We start from the raw sequence: 16217 nt of genomic DNA, 5'->3' as shown, positions 1-16217 counted from the left end.
GCTTGAGCGCGGTTGGCGGGGAGAGTAAAAGACGGCAGGTTGTCGAACCGCTAGAATAAGAGTCATGAAAGCAACACTCAAAACCATCAGGGCCAAGAACTATCGGTGCATCCGCGACGTTTCCGTGGCGTGCGTCCCGATTAATGTGCTGTTCGGCCCGAACGGGGTCGGCAAGACGACGTTTCTCGATGCGCTCTGGTTCTTGCGCGACTGTGCCATCCGCGGCACCGAGCAGGCGGCATCAGACCGGCACCACGGAATCGGTGTGCTCTGGGACGGTTGCGGCGAGGACGACCGCATGGAAATCACGCTGGAAACCGCGGCAGTCCGGTACACCGTCTCTTTTGGCTTCTCCGCGGGCCGAATCGAGCCATTCGTCGGCGAGAAATTGGTCTCTACGGTGCGCGGTTTGGATCTCGTGGATCGCAAGGTAGGGAGTGCGGAAGCTGTTTTTTATCATGAGCAGCTTGGGCAAACGATGTCGATCGGTAAACTCCGCGACCCGCAAAAACTGGCACTTTCGAACTATCTGCTGTTTTGCCAACCCGGACCCGAAACCAGCGACCTCGACGACCTTTTACACGCGATTCATTATTATCACTCGCGGGCCCCGAATTTTTACCAGCTTCGGAAGTTCGGCGCCGAATCGAGCCAGCACACATTTCTTTGGGACCGTTGGCAGAACCTTTGGTCGGCCTTGCGCAATCTTCAGGGGAGACGAGCACTTGACCAGCGGTACGATCAAATCATCGCCTTCATGCGGAAGGCGTTTCCGAGAGCGTTCCGCGACCTCGTGATTGAGCCACTCGGGCCGGACCGCGTTTATGCGAGCTTTATTGAGGAAGGACGGCGAAATCCGATTCAGGCATCCGGCGTATCCGATGGCCATATTCAGTTGCTTGGTTTGCTGACGGCTCTGTTTGGCGACCAGCAAAACCGCGGCTCGGTGATTATTTTTGACGAGCCCGAGGCGTCGTTGCACCCTCATGCGCTCGCCGTATTCGGCGAGGCGGTTCAGGAAGCGGCGACGAACTGGAACCGACAGGTGTTCATGGCGACACATTCCCCGGTGCTCATGAGCCAGTTTCCGGTGGAATCCGCGCTGGTTTTCGAAATGGGCGACGCCCGCGAGACCCAGGTTGTTCGTCTAGCCCACAAGGCCGAGCTGCGCGACCTGCTCGATCAATATGCTCTGGGCTCGCTCTACATGGCAGAGGCTGTCGCTCCTCAGGCTGAGGTGGCCCAGACATCATGAGCGAGGTACCCAGGGGTGCTTTCGACGCCCCGCCGTGCAACCACTGTTGCTTCGGGCTGATCGTGACCGGCAAGGGCGAGCGGGAGTTTTTGCCGTCGCTCTTCTCGGCCCTGGCGGCGTGTGCCGGCTGCAGCTTCGAAGTGCTGCGCAAGATCGACCAGCGCGGCGTGATTGGCGAAAAAAAGCGTCTCAGAATGGTTGGCCGCGGTTCCCTGATCCCCGACAAGGACGCGGTCGAGTTGGGCTTGACAGCTCGCGGTTTTTTGAAAAACCAGCCGTGCCGTTTTCTCATCGTGCTCGACGATGTTGAGCGCGACCGGCGCGGCGAGCTCCAGGCCATCTGGGAGCGTTACCGGACGGCAATTGACACGATGCTGCGACCGGAAGAGCGGTCTCGCGCGTCGGTCCACTTCTTCGCGAATATGCTGGAGGCATATTATTTTGCGAACTACGAGGCGGTTAATGCCGCCCTTGGGACAGCGGTTTTGCCGTCAGACCATGCCGGCGACGTGGAGGACATCCCGCATCCAAAACACGAATTGGAGAGAGCGGCGCGTGCGGCCGGCACGATATTCAAAGAGCGTCAAGATGGGGCGTCAATTGTGCAGAAGCTCGATGTCGCCTATGTTTTGTCAAGGCACGATTGCTGTGCGTTCCTTCGGTCTCTGTTCGCCTGGTGCGTTAAGCACCTTCTGGCCTCATGCCCGATCTGGGACGCGGCGGTTTCAGAGGCATTTGCCCTCGGCGGCGGAATCCAAGCAGAGTTGACAAGGCACCAGTAGCACCGCCAGCAACGTCCATAGTTGCAAAAGCGTGGCCGATGCCAGGTTTCCCTGGCCCGCGCGTAAGGCACGGTTCGGTCACGCCGAAAGTAGTTTAACCGGAATGCGCTGGCGTGCCAGCCGAGGAAGCCTTGTTACCCGAAAACGCCAAATACAAGTGGACCAACAGGATGGTGTTTTTCGTCTTGTGCTGCCTGTGCTGGGTCGAGTGAAGATTGGGGATCGCGCCGAACCGCGTCTCTGCCCGCCAGCCCCACTTGGCGACGAGCCCGGTTGCGGAGCTGTCGAAGGCAATGATCTTATCGCCCAGGAATTTGGCCGTTGATTCGGGAGTTCCGTCGGTCACGTAGCCGACCATCGCGCCAAACGGATGGTTCGGCGAGTACTTTTCGGTGCTGAAGCGGCAGACGCCCTCTTCGATGTATTTTCTTGCGGGCGTCTCATGACGGTCGTTGACCTTCTTGCACTCGATGGCGAGATAGACGGTCTCGTCGTTGCTGTAGGTAACGAAGATGTCGACTAGTCCGGTCGCGAACGCGCCCTCTGGGTCGTCGCGTTGCGTTTCTCGCTCGAACCGCACCGGTGGCGGCGGTTTCCGCCGGCGCTTCTCAGCAACCATTGCCCACCGAAGCTTGTCAGTGATTGCGTCCTCCGAAGTCATTCGCGAGATGCCCGTGGCGCAAACTCGCGGCCACGCGGCGACGATGATATCCAACACCGTCGCAACGACATCTTCGGTAACCGGCGGCGCTTTCGAGGGCCGGATTCGGCCGGCCCGAGAGTGTGTTCTAAAGTCGTTCATCTGGCCCCTTGTTCCAGAAAATCCTTCATGACCCTGTCTCCATCGGCCAATCCGGCCGACCGCGTCCAAAACCGCCGTTGCGAGGGCTTGATGACGTAGACGATGTCGTCGGCGTAAACGCGGAGATAACGACGAGTGCTGATGTCGAAAGTCAGAGGCTCGTCGAGGCTGTTCGCGATTTCGTCAAGCACGCTTTGGAACTCTGGCGCGCTTCGCACGAGTAGGGCTGGTCGTTCATTTCGCGACCAGGGCACAATCTGGAAGCGAACAACCCTCAGCGGCGCATCTACATCAATCACATCAGCGATGATGCGCCGTTTTTTCAGCGTTTCGAAAAACGGTTGGATGACCGCCATGAAGTGCTCTGCGTATGCTTCGCGATCGGCAAGCGATGCAGGCTGCATGGTGTGCGATTTTTCGTGATTGCGCTGGAAATCGATCGTGGTGTCAACCATATCCTCGACGATCACGCGCTCGTGGGGATCGAGGTCGTAAAGGGCGAAGACCAGTTGGTCCAGTTGGACCAAGTGCGCCTCGTCATAACGCCCTGCTCGAGCCGCCTTGCGAAGGACGCGCTCGACGCTCAGTAGCTGCTCAATAATCTCACGGTCGGCGGTCTCAGGGCTGGGGACCGGCAGCCGGAGCGCGTCATTCGGAAGAAGTTCCTGCTTCTCGACCCCCCAATGCGTAGAGGTAAGAAACGTCATATAGGTGCCAAGTGCGGAGTTGATTATGGCATTAAGATAAAAGGCGAGGGAGCGATCGCCTTTGGCAAAAGACGCACCGTGCTGCGAACGCGAGTAAACAACGTCGTCATCGCAGTAAGCTGCGATGATCCTGTTGCCTCGGAGGCCGCTTGCGCAAAGGAGCAGCGGCCCGCGATACGTCGCTGCATCGCGCGGCCTTTCGAGAAACTTCTCCGTGAAGGGCGGGAGTCCGTCAAGGGCGAGTTCGAATGGTGGCATTCCACCGCCGGTAAGGCACGGAAGGCCATGCAGTTCGGGCGGGACGGGAAGTTCGCGATTTCCCTCAATGTAGCCCTGGTGCATCTCAATGCCGCGCTCCGCCAGCAGCTTCTCAAGCGAATTGTGCTCCTTCATCAGGCGCTCAATGAGCGCCCTGTCGCGCGCCGATCCCCACGTGGCGACCTTCAATGCGTAGGGACTTGACGCGGCAATCGAAACGGACATCCTGTGGACGTGCTCGGTGCCGATTTGCAGGATGCCGTGCTTGCGGAAGGTGCGAGAAAATTCGACGGACGCGAACGGAAAAGCGGCGCCTTCTGCGGCGACTCGATTTGCGGCAATAAGAACAATTGCCGGTTGCTTCGTTGCGGGGAACAGTTTTTGGTCATGAAGGCCGGCGAAATTAACGAAGAGCTTGGGCTCGAATTGGCTCAGAAGCGCTTTCTTGGCGACAAGCGACTGCGTCTCTTGGCTGAAAAAACGCTTGCCTTCGAGGACCACGCCGATGCGAGCCGTCGGCCGTGCGAAATCTCGTGACCGCCATACAAACGCCTGCTCGGGAGGATCGCGGAAAGGCAGTGGAATCGGTTCCGGCTCCTTCGATCGGCAGTATTCTAAGTAGCGCTGTTGACCACTCGGGCTTATGGACAAGCTGCCTTTAGGGCGCGTCCAGGGCGGGTTGCCCACGACAACATCGAACCGCTTGTCGCGGAAGGCGGGCGCGCTGTTGAACGGCGCCTCAACGTCGAAGGCGTCAGCCGCGAAGAGATTACGGCCGCTGAGCTGTTCTTTGAACTTAAGCTGGTAACGGGAATTCGGTGTCGGGTCGAGCTCGAATGCGGTAAGGCAGAGGCTAAAGGCAGCGATTTCGATTGCCGTCGGCTCGATGTCGATTCCATAGACCTGGTTGTACAGGGCATCGCGGACAAGGTCGCGAGTGAACTTCTCGCCCCCCGCGAGCCTCCTGGCGATCAGCCTGCGCAGTGCCTCGACCAGGAAAACGCCGGAACCGCAAGCCAAGTCCAAGACCTTGGCGTCGGCGCGCAACTTGTCGTCGAACAGGCCGTCGTCGAAAACCTGCGTCAGAACGAAGTCGACTAGATTGACCGGCGTGTAGTGCGTGCCCGCCTTGATCGCTTCATCCTGCTTTGCCGTGTGAATGAACCGCTCATAGATCGAGCTGATGACCTCAATCGGGATAACGCTGAAATCGTATCGCCAGAAGGGGAGGCTTGTTTGACCCGATGCCACTTCCGTGCCGGCCAGGATGCACTGCGCGATTTCCAGCCGCTCTTCCGTCAACTGATCGACGAGTGCGGCGTCGCGCGGAGGCGGCGGAAACAGATCACCATTGAACGTGTCGGCCATCCGAGCGAAGAACTTCCGGGTCTTGGCCACACTCGATAGGACTCGCTCAAATGTTTCGGCGTTCAAACCATCGAACAGCTCTTTGGGCAGGATTCCTTTCGCCTCGAGATAGGCAATGAAGATCGTCCGCAGCAGCAGGCGGTGGGCCTCGACGCCCTTCAGCCCTCGCTCGCCCAGCTTGACCGCCGCGTTCGACAAATCGGCGACAAGTTGCTCATCGACGCGGTTCTTGCGGTCGATCCTTCTGCCCAGCGGGCCAAACCAGAATTCGCCCGATTCGATCTGCTGGCGAGTCAGTCGCTTCGCCTTGATTGTATCGAGCCGTTTCGCCAGCCCCTTAAAGAGCAGCAGCTCAGGCGAACTGAGGCCTTCGGGGCTTTCGGGCGGCGGAGCGAAGGCGTTGAAAACCCGGATCTCGGTCGGCGTGCAGATCCAGAGCATTCGGCCCAGGCCGTGGTTCCAGGCAGCCTTATGCCAGCCGGCCAGTTGGTCGGGCGATGGATCGCTCCCGAACGATTTGAAGTAGATGCAAGGTGAGTCGTCGAGTTCGTAGACGTCGGTGACGCCAAGCTTGTCAGGATTGAGGACGGCGCTGTACTTGAAGGAGCGGTCGATATGCCCGGCGTCGCTCGCCGCCTTCCGCGCGTTGCGCAGCAGTTCGCCGCCAAGGACGCCCTCCGTGGGGTGCCCGTCGGCATAGAAGCCCAGCGCTTCTAGCTGCTCGATATATTCGGACTTTGCCTCGTCCATTGATGACACCCGCCACCTGCGTTTGCGGCGAGTATAACAGGCAGCAGTCCGTGTTGCGACGCCAGCCGACTGCCGCAGTTGCGTAACGCGTGGCCCGTATAACGGCTGGCGTTTCGCCGTTCGCCTTCTACAATGAGCTTCCACCTATGGCTGCCTGACGCAGCCCCTTGGACAAGTCCCCTTCGCGCGAGTTTCGCCCATGCTTCCACCCTGGCACACGATCGCCTTGCCGCATAGCGATATTCGCGAGGGGCGGCTCGATGAAGCGGTGTTCGCCGCCAATATCTGGGCCGTCCGACAAAACGACGCGCCCAGCACCTATCTCGACCCCGAACAGTTCTTCGCCAAGACGTTTTTGACCGCGGGGCTGAAGCGAGTTCTGACCAAGGTCGGGAGGGCGCTATCGGGCGCCAGCGATGCGGGCGACCGCATCATCAGCCTGCAAACCGCCTTCGGCGGTGGCAAAACCCACGCGCAGGTCGCTCTCTGGCACCTTGCCAGGCATCCCGACGTGCTGCTTCGCTCGGCTGACTGCGCCGAGCTGCGTCAGGCGCTGGGAAATGTCATTCCCGGCAAGCCGTGCAACGTGGCGGTGTTCACCAACCATTCGTGCGACGCCACGCAGGGCCGCCAGACGCCGGAAGGCGTTCACACGCGTACGCTGTGGGGCGAGTTGGCCGTGCAGTTGGGCGGCGTCGAGCTTTATAAGCTGATCGAGCCTAACGATCAGGCCCGCGCCGTGCCACAGGGCCTCTTTGCCGAGGTGCTCCGCAAGGCGGCGCCGTGCTTGATACTGCTCGACGAGCTGGCCGACTATTGCGTCGGGGCCATGACCGTGGCCGCGGGGGCCGGCACGCTCGCAGATCAGACCATCAGCTTCGTGCAGCAGCTTACCGAGGCGACCGCGCTGGTGCCCGGCGCCGCCGTCGTCGCCACACTCCCGGCGAGCCAGATGCAGGTCGCGGGCAGCGAAAAAGGACAAGAGATCTTGCCGCGACTCGAACTGCGGTTTGGGCGGATGTCGGCCGACATGAAGCCGGTGGCCGACGACGAGATCAACCAGGTCGTGCGGCGGCGGCTGTTCGAGAAACTCGGCGACGAAGCGGTACACGCGCGCGTGGCGGACGAGTACCTGACGCTCTATCGCGCGCACAAGAACGAGGTGCCGCCCGAAGCGGCGAGAGAGACCTATCGCGAGCGGATGATCGCGGCCTATCCATTTCATCCCTCGCTGATCGACGCCTTTTATTTGCGCTGGGGGAGCCACGACGATTTTCAACGCACGCGCGGGGTGCTGCGGATGCTGGCCAACATCGTCGGCGATTTGTGGCGCGACCGCGAAACGAGCCGCCAGACCCAGCCGTTGATCCAGCCCTGCCACGTGCGCTGGACGATCGACGCACTTCGGGCGGCGCTAACGCGGCTGTGGGGAGCGGCCTACGATTCCGTGGTCGCGGCCGACGTGGTGGGCGAAAAAGCGAACGCCGCCGCCCTCGACGAAGAACGGGCCGGCGAGTACGCCGACGAGCGCGTGGCCGAGGGCGTCGCGGCGACGGTACTGCTCGGGTCGTTTGGCGGCCAGGGCGAACGCGCGGGGTTTTCGAGCAAGGAAGTCCGCTGGTGCGTTGGCCGGCCCGAATTGAATTGGGGCTACACCGACGGCGCGCTGTTGGCGCTCGAAGATCGGGCGTTTTATCTGCACAATGCGGCCGCGGGCAATCAGGGCAAACGCTACTGGTTCGGCACCAAGCCCACGCTCACCAAACTGCTCGTTCAGTATCGCGGACAATTCGCCGCGCTCGATTTCGACAACGAGATCGTCGAAACGTGGCAGGCCGAAACAAAGAACCTGCGCATGGAGCCGGCCACGTGGCGGGTGATCGTCAATCCGCAGCCCGACTTGCCGGAGCAAAAGGTGCTGTCGCTGTTGATCATGCCGCCGGATTGCGCGTGGAGCGACGAGGGCCAGCTTTGGGACGGCGCGGCGGAGCGCGTCAAACTGCTGAGCGAAAAGTGCGGCAGCAAGGACCGCATCTATGGCAACACGCTGCTCTATCTGCTGCCGAACCAGCGGGGGCTGAATCGGCTGCGAAAAGAGCTGCGCGAGGCGGCGGCGCTGGAGGCAATCAAACGCGACTACGGCAGCCAGCTCGATCCGGAGCAGCTTGACGAGCTGAAGACGAAGCTGGCCCGGCAAAAAGAAACGGTGTCGGAAGTGTTGGGCGGGGCATATCCGCACGTCGCCCGTGTCGAGGGCAAGACGGTCGCCGTATCGAACATGATGGAAATCGGCAACAGTCCGGCCAACCACTTGCAGGCCGTGTGGCGGCAAGTGACCGACGACGAGGAATGGGTGTTACGCAAGGTCGGCACGGTCACGCTCCAAAAGGCCGGCATGGTGCCGACGGAGGCCGGCATTCGCGTGCGCGACGCCGTGGAGGCGTTTTTGCGTTATACCGACAAGCCTCTCGTCGCCACGGCCGACGCGGTCACGCAGGGCTTATCGCAAGCCTGCCGCGACCGCCTGATTGGCATCGGCCGCGGCACTTCGCCGCAGAACCTGCAAACCAAGCGTTGCGGCGAGTTTGTCGCCCTCGACCGCGCTGAGGATGGAGTTTGGATCATTCCGCCGATCGTTGAGCAGCCGATGGCGCAGCCCGCCGCAGGCGGCGCGTCGCCCGTCGGTGCAAGCTCTGTCGGTCCGACCGTGCCAGTGGGCACGACAGCGGGAATGGCGCCGGCGGCGATGCCGTCCGGCGGTAGCGTCCTTGCGCAGGCGGAGGCCGGCAGCTTGGTACGATCGTTACGCATTGCCGGGCAAGTGCCGCTGGAATCCTGGACAGACCTATTCCGCTGCCTCATCAGCCCGGCCGCGTCCCGGCTGAATTTGAAAACCCTGCAACTCGGCATCGACATCAACCTCATTGCCCGCGACGATCAGCCGCTCGACGCGAACGACGCCACGCTCAAGGCGATGCGTGAAGCCGCGCAGCAGTTGGGCCTGGAAGTTGTCGAGAATGGCGACTCAACTTGAGCATGAGGATCAAGCGAGCACGGCGACAAATATCGGCCTCGGCCGCTAACATGACACGCCTTATTCCCCAACACGAAAGCCTGACGGTCGAATTCGAAAGCGACCGGGGCCGGCTGCCCGATCGTGAGTTGGTGGCGGCCGTCGTCTGCGTGGCCAACACCGAGGGTGGCGACCTTTTCGTCGGCGTCGAAGACGATGGCACCGTCACGGGACTGCACGCGTCGCATCAAAATCCAGCGCGTCTGAGCGCCTTGATTGCCAACCAGACCAGCCCGCCATTGAGCGTCCGCGTGGAAGCGCTCGACATTGAGGGCACTCGGATCGTCAAAATCGCGGTGCCGAAATCGCGGCAGCTCGTCGCCACCGCCGAGGGGTTGCTGCAACGCCGCCGCCTGAAGGCCGACGGGCTGCCGGAGTGCGTGCCGCTTTACCCGCATGAGATCGCCCAACGGCAGTCGGACCTGGGGCGGCTCGATTACTCGGCCTTGCCCGTCGCCGGCGCCGGTCCGCGCGACTTCGATCCCTTGGAGCGCGAGCGGCTGCGACAGTTCGTCGAGCGCTACGGCGGCGATCGGTCGCTGATGGGCTTGCCCGACGAAGAGCTTGACGGTGCGTTGGGACTGGTCTCGTTCGACGGCGACGCCGGTCAGCCGACTGTGGCGGGATTGCTGCTCATCGGTCGCGAGGCGGCCTTGCGACGGCACCTGCCGACCCACGAGGTCGCCTTCCAGGTGCCCGGAAAGACGTACTGGATTTGTGCGGGACGAACGAAGACCAGGCGAGTTACCTGCTCCGTAAATTGAGTCAAGAGAAGAAGTTAAAGCTCGTGGGCAGAGGCCGCGGAGCGTATTACCGCGTGCCGTAAACACGTAAAAACACGGATTCCGTGTTTCGGAAACGCGGAATGCGTGTTTATTCTCGGCATGCCGGCCTGAAAGGCGACTGGAGTCACATGGCCGGCGCGTTGCCTTTTTCGGCCGAAAGCTCATCCTGCCACTGCTTGACCAACGCCAATGCCGCCAGCGGCGTGAGGCTGTTGACGTCGGTCTGGCGAATCTTGCCGAGCAGCGGATTCTCCGGTGCCGCGAAGAGCGTGAGCTGCAAGTCGCCGCCCACCCGCAGACGCTTGCGGGCCAGCTTGGGACGGCCGTCGGCATCGACGTGCTCTTGCTCCAGCCGCGCCAGGATTTGCTTGGCCCGCTCCAGCACGTCGCGCGGCACTCCGGCCAAGCGGGCGACGTGAATGCCGTAGCTCTTGTCGGCCGCGCCCTCCACGATCTTGTGCAGAAAGACGACGTCCTCTTGCCACTCGCGCACCGCCACGTTCAGGTTCTTGACGCGCGAAAGCGACGTGGCCAGGTCGGTCAGCTCGTGGTAGTGCGTGGCGAACAGCGTGCGGCAGCCCACGCGGTCGTGCAGGTACTCCACAATCGCCCAGGCCAGCGACACGCCGTCGTAGGTGCTCGTGCCGCGGCCAATTTCGTCCAGAATCACCAGGCTCCGCTCGGTGGCCGTGTTCAGGATGCGGGCCGTCTCGGTCATCTCGACCATGAAGGTGCTTTGCCCGCGGGCCAGCTCGTCGCTGGCGCCGACACGGGCAAAGATGCGATCGGCCACGCCCAGCGTCGCCGCGCGGGCCGGCACGAAGCTGCCCATCTGGGCCATCAGCGTGACGAGCGCCACTTGCCGGATGTAGGTGCTCTTGCCGGCCATGTTCGGCCCGGTAATCAACAGCATCAGGCCCTCGTCGGGCGAGGCCGTCACGTCGTTGGGCACGAACGTCCCCGCCGCCAACCGCACGTCGAGCACCGGGTGGCGGCCATCGGCGATCCGCAGCACCGGCTCGGCCACCATCGTCGGCCGGCAATAGCCGCGGTCGCGGGCCAACTCGGCCAGCGCGGCAAGCACGTCGATTTGGGCCAGGGCCGTCGCCGTGCCCCGCAACCGCCGCGCCCCCGCCGCCACCAAGTCGCGCAGTTCCAGAAACAACTCGTGTTCCAGCTCCTTGGCCTTTTCGTCGGCGGCCAGGACCTTTTCTTCGTACTCTTTCAGTTCGGGCGTGATGTAGCGTTCGGCGTTCTTGACCGTCTGCTTGCGAATATAGGTGTCTGGCACCTTTTCGCGGTGCGTGTGCGTGATTTCCAGGTAATAGCCGAACACCTGGTTGAAGCCGACCTTGAGGTTTGGTATGCCCGTCCGCTGGCTCTCCTCGGCCTGGTAACGGGCGATCCACTGCTTGCCGCCCGCCGCCAACTCGCGCAAGTTATCCAACTCGGCACTGAAGCCGCTGCGGATGAAGCCGCCCTCGCGGCTCACCAGCGGGCACTCTTCTTCCAGCGCCGCATCGAGCTGGCCGCGAATCTCCGGGCAAAGATCGAGCTCGCCTTCCAAGCGGGTCAAAAGCACCGACGCGCGGGCGGTCAGCTTGGCTTTGAGCGTCGGCAGGGCGCGCAGCGTGCGGCCGAGAAAACTGAGGTCGCGCGGACTTGCCCGGCCGGTGGTCACGCGGGCCAGTAGCCGCTCGACGTCGTAAATGTCTTTGAGCTGGCCGCGGATCTCTTCGGTAAGCTTGGGGTGGGCCACCATTTCGGCCACGGCGTCGAGCCGCTCGTCGATGGCCTCGATCGAGGTCAGCGGGTTGGCCAGCCAGTCGGCCAGCATGCGCGAGCCCATCGCGGTCACGCTACGGTCGAGCACTTCCAACAGCGAACCCTCGCGGCGGCCTTCGCGCAGCGTGCGCGTGATCTCCAGGCTGCGGCGCGTGGCTTCGTCGATCTCCAGCGACTGGCCCAGGCGATAAGGCATGAGCCGGTCGATGTGCGCGAGCGACGACTTTTGCGTCTCAGTGAGATAGTCAAGAACCGCCCCCGCCGCGCGAATGGCCGGCACTTCGCCACCGTCGAAGCCGAAGCCTTCCAGCGTCTGCGTGCCGAAGTGTCGCGCCAGGGCGTCGGCCGCCGCTTTGTGGCCGAAGGCCCAGGCCGGGCGACGCGTCACGACCAGCCGTTCGTCGAAAGCGGCGGCCGGCGGACCGGCTTCCTCGGCCACCAAGATTTCCACCGGACTGATGCGGGCCAGTTCATCCGCCAGACGCGCTTGCGGCACTTCGGCGGCCAGAAAGCGGCCGGTGGAGAGATCGATCCAGGACAGGCCCACGGTTTCGCCCGGCACGAGCGCCGCCAGGTAGTTGCTCTCCTGCGGATCGAGCAGGGCGTCGTCGGTGACGGTGCCCGGCGACACGACGCGGGTCACTTCGCGTTTGACCAGCCCCTTGGCCAGCCGCGGGTCTTCGACCTGCTCGCAGATGGCGGCCCGCATGCCCGCGGCGATCAACTTGCCGAGGTAGCTTTCGAGCTGATGGTGCGGGAAGCCGGCCATCGGCACGGGGTTTTCGCCCTTGTCGCGGCTGGTGAGCGCCAGGCCCAGCACACGGGCGGCGAGCTTGGCGTCGTCGTGAAACAGCTCGTAAAAATCGCCCATGCGGAACAGCAAGATGCAGTCCGGGCAGGCCGCCTTGGCGTCCAGATACTGCTGCATCATCGGCGTCACGCCGCGCGTGCCGGGGCCATGGGCCGCCGGGCCGGTCGAGGACGGTTTGTTGCTGACGGTCGCCATAGCTTGATTTCATGTCGCGCGACCGCGCATGCTAGCAGATCGCGGCGGGAGCGAAAAGCGGCCGGCGAGAACCGACCGCCGGTAGATTGTGCCGCGACTTGAAAGTACAATACGCTGTGCCGAGATTGCCGCGGCCGAATGAATGACGACCGCGGCAAGGCCCGGTTCGAATCGTCATGCCCAAATCCACGATCGTCACAAGGTAGCGTCCTATGAATCAGCACGAACGGCCCAGTGTGACCGGCGGCAAAAGCAACCGGTCCCGCCGCGATTTCTTGAAAGTCGCCGGCGCCGCGATGGCGGTGCCCTATTTCGTCCCCTCGTCGGCGCTGGGCAACAGCGAAACGCCGGCGGCCAGCGACCGCATTGTCATGGCCGGCATCGGTATCGGCAATATGGGGCGCGGCGACCAGGGCGCGTTCCTCGGCCGCAAGGATGTGCAATACATCGCCATGTGCGACGTTCGCGAAGCCAACCGCGAGCAGTCCAAGGCCAAGATCGACGAACACTACGCCAACAAGGACTGCCAGATTTACAACGATTTTCGCGAAGTGTTGGCCCGGCCCGACATCGACGCGGTGCATATCGCCACGCCCGACCATTGGCACGCCATCATGGTCATCGAGGCCTGCCGCAACGGCAAAGACGTCTATTGCCAGAAGCCCGAAACGCTGACGCTTCGCGAAGGCCCGCTGATGATCGCGGCGGCGCGACGCTACGGCCGCGTGGTCTCCGGCGGCAGCCAGCGCGTGCTGGAAGACTATCGCAAATTCGTCGATCCAGCCTGGGCCGGCGAGCTCGGCACGATCAAGTCGATCAACGTCAGCGTCGGGCCGCTGCCGCAGTTGTGCAATCTGCCCGCCGAAGAAATGGCGGAGAAAATCGACTGGGACATGTGGCTGGGACCGGCGGCCTGGGGACCATATAACTCCAAACGCTGCAGCGGCAGTTTTTCGATCAACGGTTCGAGCTGGCGGTCGTTCAGCGATTATTCGGGCGGCGGCATGACCGACTGGGGCGCCCATCACTTCGGCGGCGCGACGTTCATCTGCGACGTTCGCGACCAGCAGCCCAAGGAAGTCGTCTACCACGAAACGCCGGAGGGCAAGTACCTGGCATACAACTACGAGAGCGGTCTGACGATCTACCACAATCGGCCCAACACCCAGAATTTGCACATCGAGGGGACGCCCGACGAAAAGCTGCCGCCGAAGCCGGTGCCGCAATATCAGGGAAGCGGGGGCATCTACGGCGACTTCATCCACTGCGTGAAGACCCGCGAGACGCCGTTCCGCGACATCGAACGGGCCGTGAACACCTGCGTGCTGGCGCACCTGGGCAACATCGCCTATCAATTGAAGCGGTCGTTGAAGTGGGACGCCGCGGCGCAGCAGTTCGTCGACGACGCCGAAGCCAACCGCATGGTCGACCGCGCCCGGCGCGAACCGTGGCAACTCTAACCGAACATTCATCACAAGGACTTTCACGATGCTCGCCCAAGCTTTCGAAGCACTGAAGAAATTTGATTGGGGAACCCCGCTGAGCGAGGTTTCGGGGATCGAGGACGCGGTGGTCGCGTCGCACAGCGACTCGGCCCTCCGCCAGGATCTCGAACAACGCTTGATTGCCGCGTTGTCGACGGATATCTCGGCGGACGCCAAAGGTTACGTCTGTCGCAAGCTGGCGTTGGTCGGCTCGCCGGCGGCCGTGCCGGCAGTCGCCGCTTTGCTGACGCAGGAAGCCAACGCGCACCTGGCGCGACACGCCCTGGAACGGATTCCCGGCCCAGAGGCTGCCGCGGCCTTGACGGACGCACTTGCCAAAACGAGCGGCAAATTGAAGATCGGCGCGATCGGCTCGCTTGGCGCTCGGCGAGAAGCCGGCGCGGTGCCGGTGCTGGCGGGACTGCTGGGCGACACCGACCCGGCGGTCGCCCGTTCGGCCGCGCTAGCTCTGGGAGTCATCGGCGGTGGCGAGGCGGCCCGCGTGCTCCAAGACGCGGTCCCGGCCCAGACCGGCGACAACATGACGCTGCTCGACGCGCTGTTGTGCTGCGCCGAATCGCTGTTGTCCGGCCGCAAGGTCGCCGAGGCCACGGCCATTTACAAGTCGCTGGCGGGCGATCAGCACCCGCGGCTGGTGCGGCTGGCCGCCGACCGCGGGTTGTTGGCGTGCCTCAGCAAGCAGACTTGATTGAAGAGACGAAACCATGTGGCAACGTTCGATTCCGGCTTCGTTGGCTCTCAGTCTTCTGGCGGCGATGGCGACGTTGCCGTCGCCCGCCCTGGCCGCTGACGCCGGCGACGAATTGGTGGAGCAGATCGTCAAGCTGATGGCCCACCCCGATCGAGAGTTCCGCGCGGCGGCCTTCAATCAGGTGCGAAAATCCGCGCGCGGAGCGGCGGCCACTCGGGCGTTCGCCGCCCAATTGCCGAAACTCGATCCATCGGCACAGGCGGAGTTGATCCGAGCGCTGGGCGACCGCGGCGACGTTGCGGCCCGGCCTGCCGTGGTCAACGTGCTCGCGGACGGCAAGAACGAAGAAGTCCGATCGGCGGCGCTGGCCGCGCTGGGCGAGCTCGGCACGGCGGACGATCTGCCGACGCTGGTGAAGGCGTTGTCCGCCTCTTCCGGCGCGGAGCAGCAGGCCGCCCGGACGGCGCTGGTCCGGATGCGCGGCGACTCCATCAGCAAAACGTTGGCCGCCGACGCGAAGACGGCCGAGCCACCAACGCGGGCCGCGCTGCTCGAAGTGCTCGCCGCGCGACGCGCTACCAGCGAGCTGCCGCTGTTCCTGGCGGCCAGCGTCGACGACGACGCCCGCGTCCGCGGGGCGGCCATGACCGCGCTGGGCCGGTTCGGCGGCCCCGATCAGCTCGCCGCCATGATCCCCGCCGTGCTGAAGGCGCGGAAAGGCGGAGAGCGCGACGCCGCCGAAAAAAACGTCGCCGCCGTGTGCGCGCGCATCGGAAACGAAGAGCAACGGGCCAACGCCTTGATCGCCGCCATCAACAGCGTCGACGCGGCCCAGCGCGATCAGCTCCTGTCGCTGATCGGACGGGTGGGAGGCAAACGGCTGATCGCCTTCGTGGGCGACATCGCCACCGGCCCGGATGCGGGCCGCAGGTCGTTGGCCATCGACGCGCTGAGCAAATGGCCCGACGCCAGCCCGGCCGACAAGTTGCTGGAAATCGCCGAGAAGACGAGCGACGCGGCCCAGCGCGAGCGGGCTTTTCAGGGCTACGTCAAGCTGGCGGCCATGCGCGACCGCCGGTCGGACACGCAACGTCTCGACCGGATGAAGCAGGCCATGAAAGCCGCGCGCACGCCAGAGGAGCGGTCGCTGGTGATCAACCGCTGCCGCACCGCTTACAGCGTGGACGCGCTGCGGTTCGTGCTGCCCTACGTCGACGAGGCGCCCTTCGCGCAGATCGCCTGCGAAACGATCGTGGAACTGGCCCACCATCGCGAAATCCGCGATCCTCACAAAGCCGAGTTCGACAAGGCGCTGGACCGGGTGATCAAGGTCAGCGCGGACCCCGTGGTTGTCGACCGCGCGCAGCGTTACAAGCGCGGCGAAACCTGGCAACGCGCGAAGAAGTGAGTTGTCTTGTGGAACCGCTCGAAAGTCAGAGGGTCCGAACAT

At 63.4% G+C, this 16217-nt stretch carries 10 protein-coding genes; 7 read left to right on the top strand and 3 right to left on the bottom strand.

Annotated features, from left to right (window positions below; genetic code table 11):
* Positions 1-64: 64 nt before the first annotated feature.
* Positions 65-1255, top strand: a complete 1191-nt coding sequence (locus VNH11_24645; protein HVA49579.1) for an AAA family ATPase — start codon at positions 65-67, stop codon at positions 1253-1255.
* Entirely contained in the window at positions 1252-2037 is a 786-nt protein-coding gene (locus VNH11_24640; protein HVA49578.1) for a hypothetical protein, read from the top strand. Before VNH11_24645 ends, VNH11_24640 begins: the two co-directional genes overlap by 4 nt.
* A gap of 94 nt (positions 2038-2131) precedes the next feature.
* Here the strand turns inward: VNH11_24640 and VNH11_24635 are convergent, their stop codons facing one another.
* The gene (locus tag VNH11_24635; GenBank protein ID HVA49577.1) at positions 2132-2656 is read right to left on the bottom strand and encodes a hypothetical protein; all 525 of its coding nucleotides are present in this window, start codon (positions 2654-2656) and stop codon (positions 2132-2134) included.
* 179 nt (positions 2657-2835) lie between these two features.
* Positions 2836-5922: an N-6 DNA methylase gene (locus VNH11_24630; GenBank protein HVA49576.1), complete on the bottom strand. Its 3087-nt coding sequence runs from the start codon at positions 5920-5922 to the stop codon at positions 2836-2838.
* 199 nt (positions 5923-6121) lie between these two features.
* Between VNH11_24630 and VNH11_24625 the strand changes: the two genes are divergently transcribed.
* Both VNH11_24625 and VNH11_24620 read left to right on the top strand, forming a co-directional pair.
* Positions 6122-8956 (top strand): DUF499 domain-containing protein, encoded by a 2835-nt coding sequence (locus VNH11_24625; protein ID HVA49575.1) that lies wholly within the window; start codon positions 6122-6124, stop codon positions 8954-8956.
* 50 nt (positions 8957-9006) lie between these two features.
* Complete coding sequence (locus VNH11_24620; protein HVA49574.1) at positions 9007-9759, top strand: ATP-binding protein; 753 nt, start codon at positions 9007-9009, stop codon at positions 9757-9759.
* Between the two features lie 145 nt (positions 9760-9904).
* Here VNH11_24620 and mutS read toward each other — a convergent pair whose 3' ends face one another.
* A complete protein-coding gene (gene mutS / locus VNH11_24615) occupies positions 9905-12505 on the bottom strand; it encodes a DNA mismatch repair protein MutS (protein HVA49573.1) in 2601 nt (866 codons plus the stop codon).
* A 278-nt stretch (positions 12506-12783) separates the two neighbouring features.
* On the opposite strand from mutS, the gene VNH11_24610 reads away from it, so the two are divergent.
* From VNH11_24610 to VNH11_24600, 3 genes are read left to right on the top strand one after another with little or no spacing between them, the layout of a single operon-like run.
* Positions 12784-14031: a Gfo/Idh/MocA family oxidoreductase gene (locus VNH11_24610; protein HVA49572.1), complete on the top strand. Its 1248-nt coding sequence runs from the start codon at positions 12784-12786 to the stop codon at positions 14029-14031.
* 28 nt (positions 14032-14059) lie between these two features.
* A complete protein-coding gene (locus tag VNH11_24605) occupies positions 14060-14764 on the top strand; it encodes a HEAT repeat domain-containing protein (GenBank protein ID HVA49571.1) in 705 nt (234 codons plus the stop codon).
* A gap of 16 nt (positions 14765-14780) precedes the next feature.
* On the top strand, positions 14781-16175 hold the full coding sequence (locus VNH11_24600; protein ID HVA49570.1) for a HEAT repeat domain-containing protein: 1395 nt from the start codon (positions 14781-14783) through the stop codon (positions 16173-16175).
* The last annotated feature ends 42 nt before the right edge of the window (positions 16176-16217 follow it).

Source organism: Pirellulales bacterium (assembly GCA_035533075.1).
GTDB lineage: Bacteria > Planctomycetota > Planctomycetia > Pirellulales > JAICIG01 > DASSFG01.
Note: the sequence above shows the minus strand (reverse complement) of the source record. Positions and strands in the feature narration are given on the sequence as shown.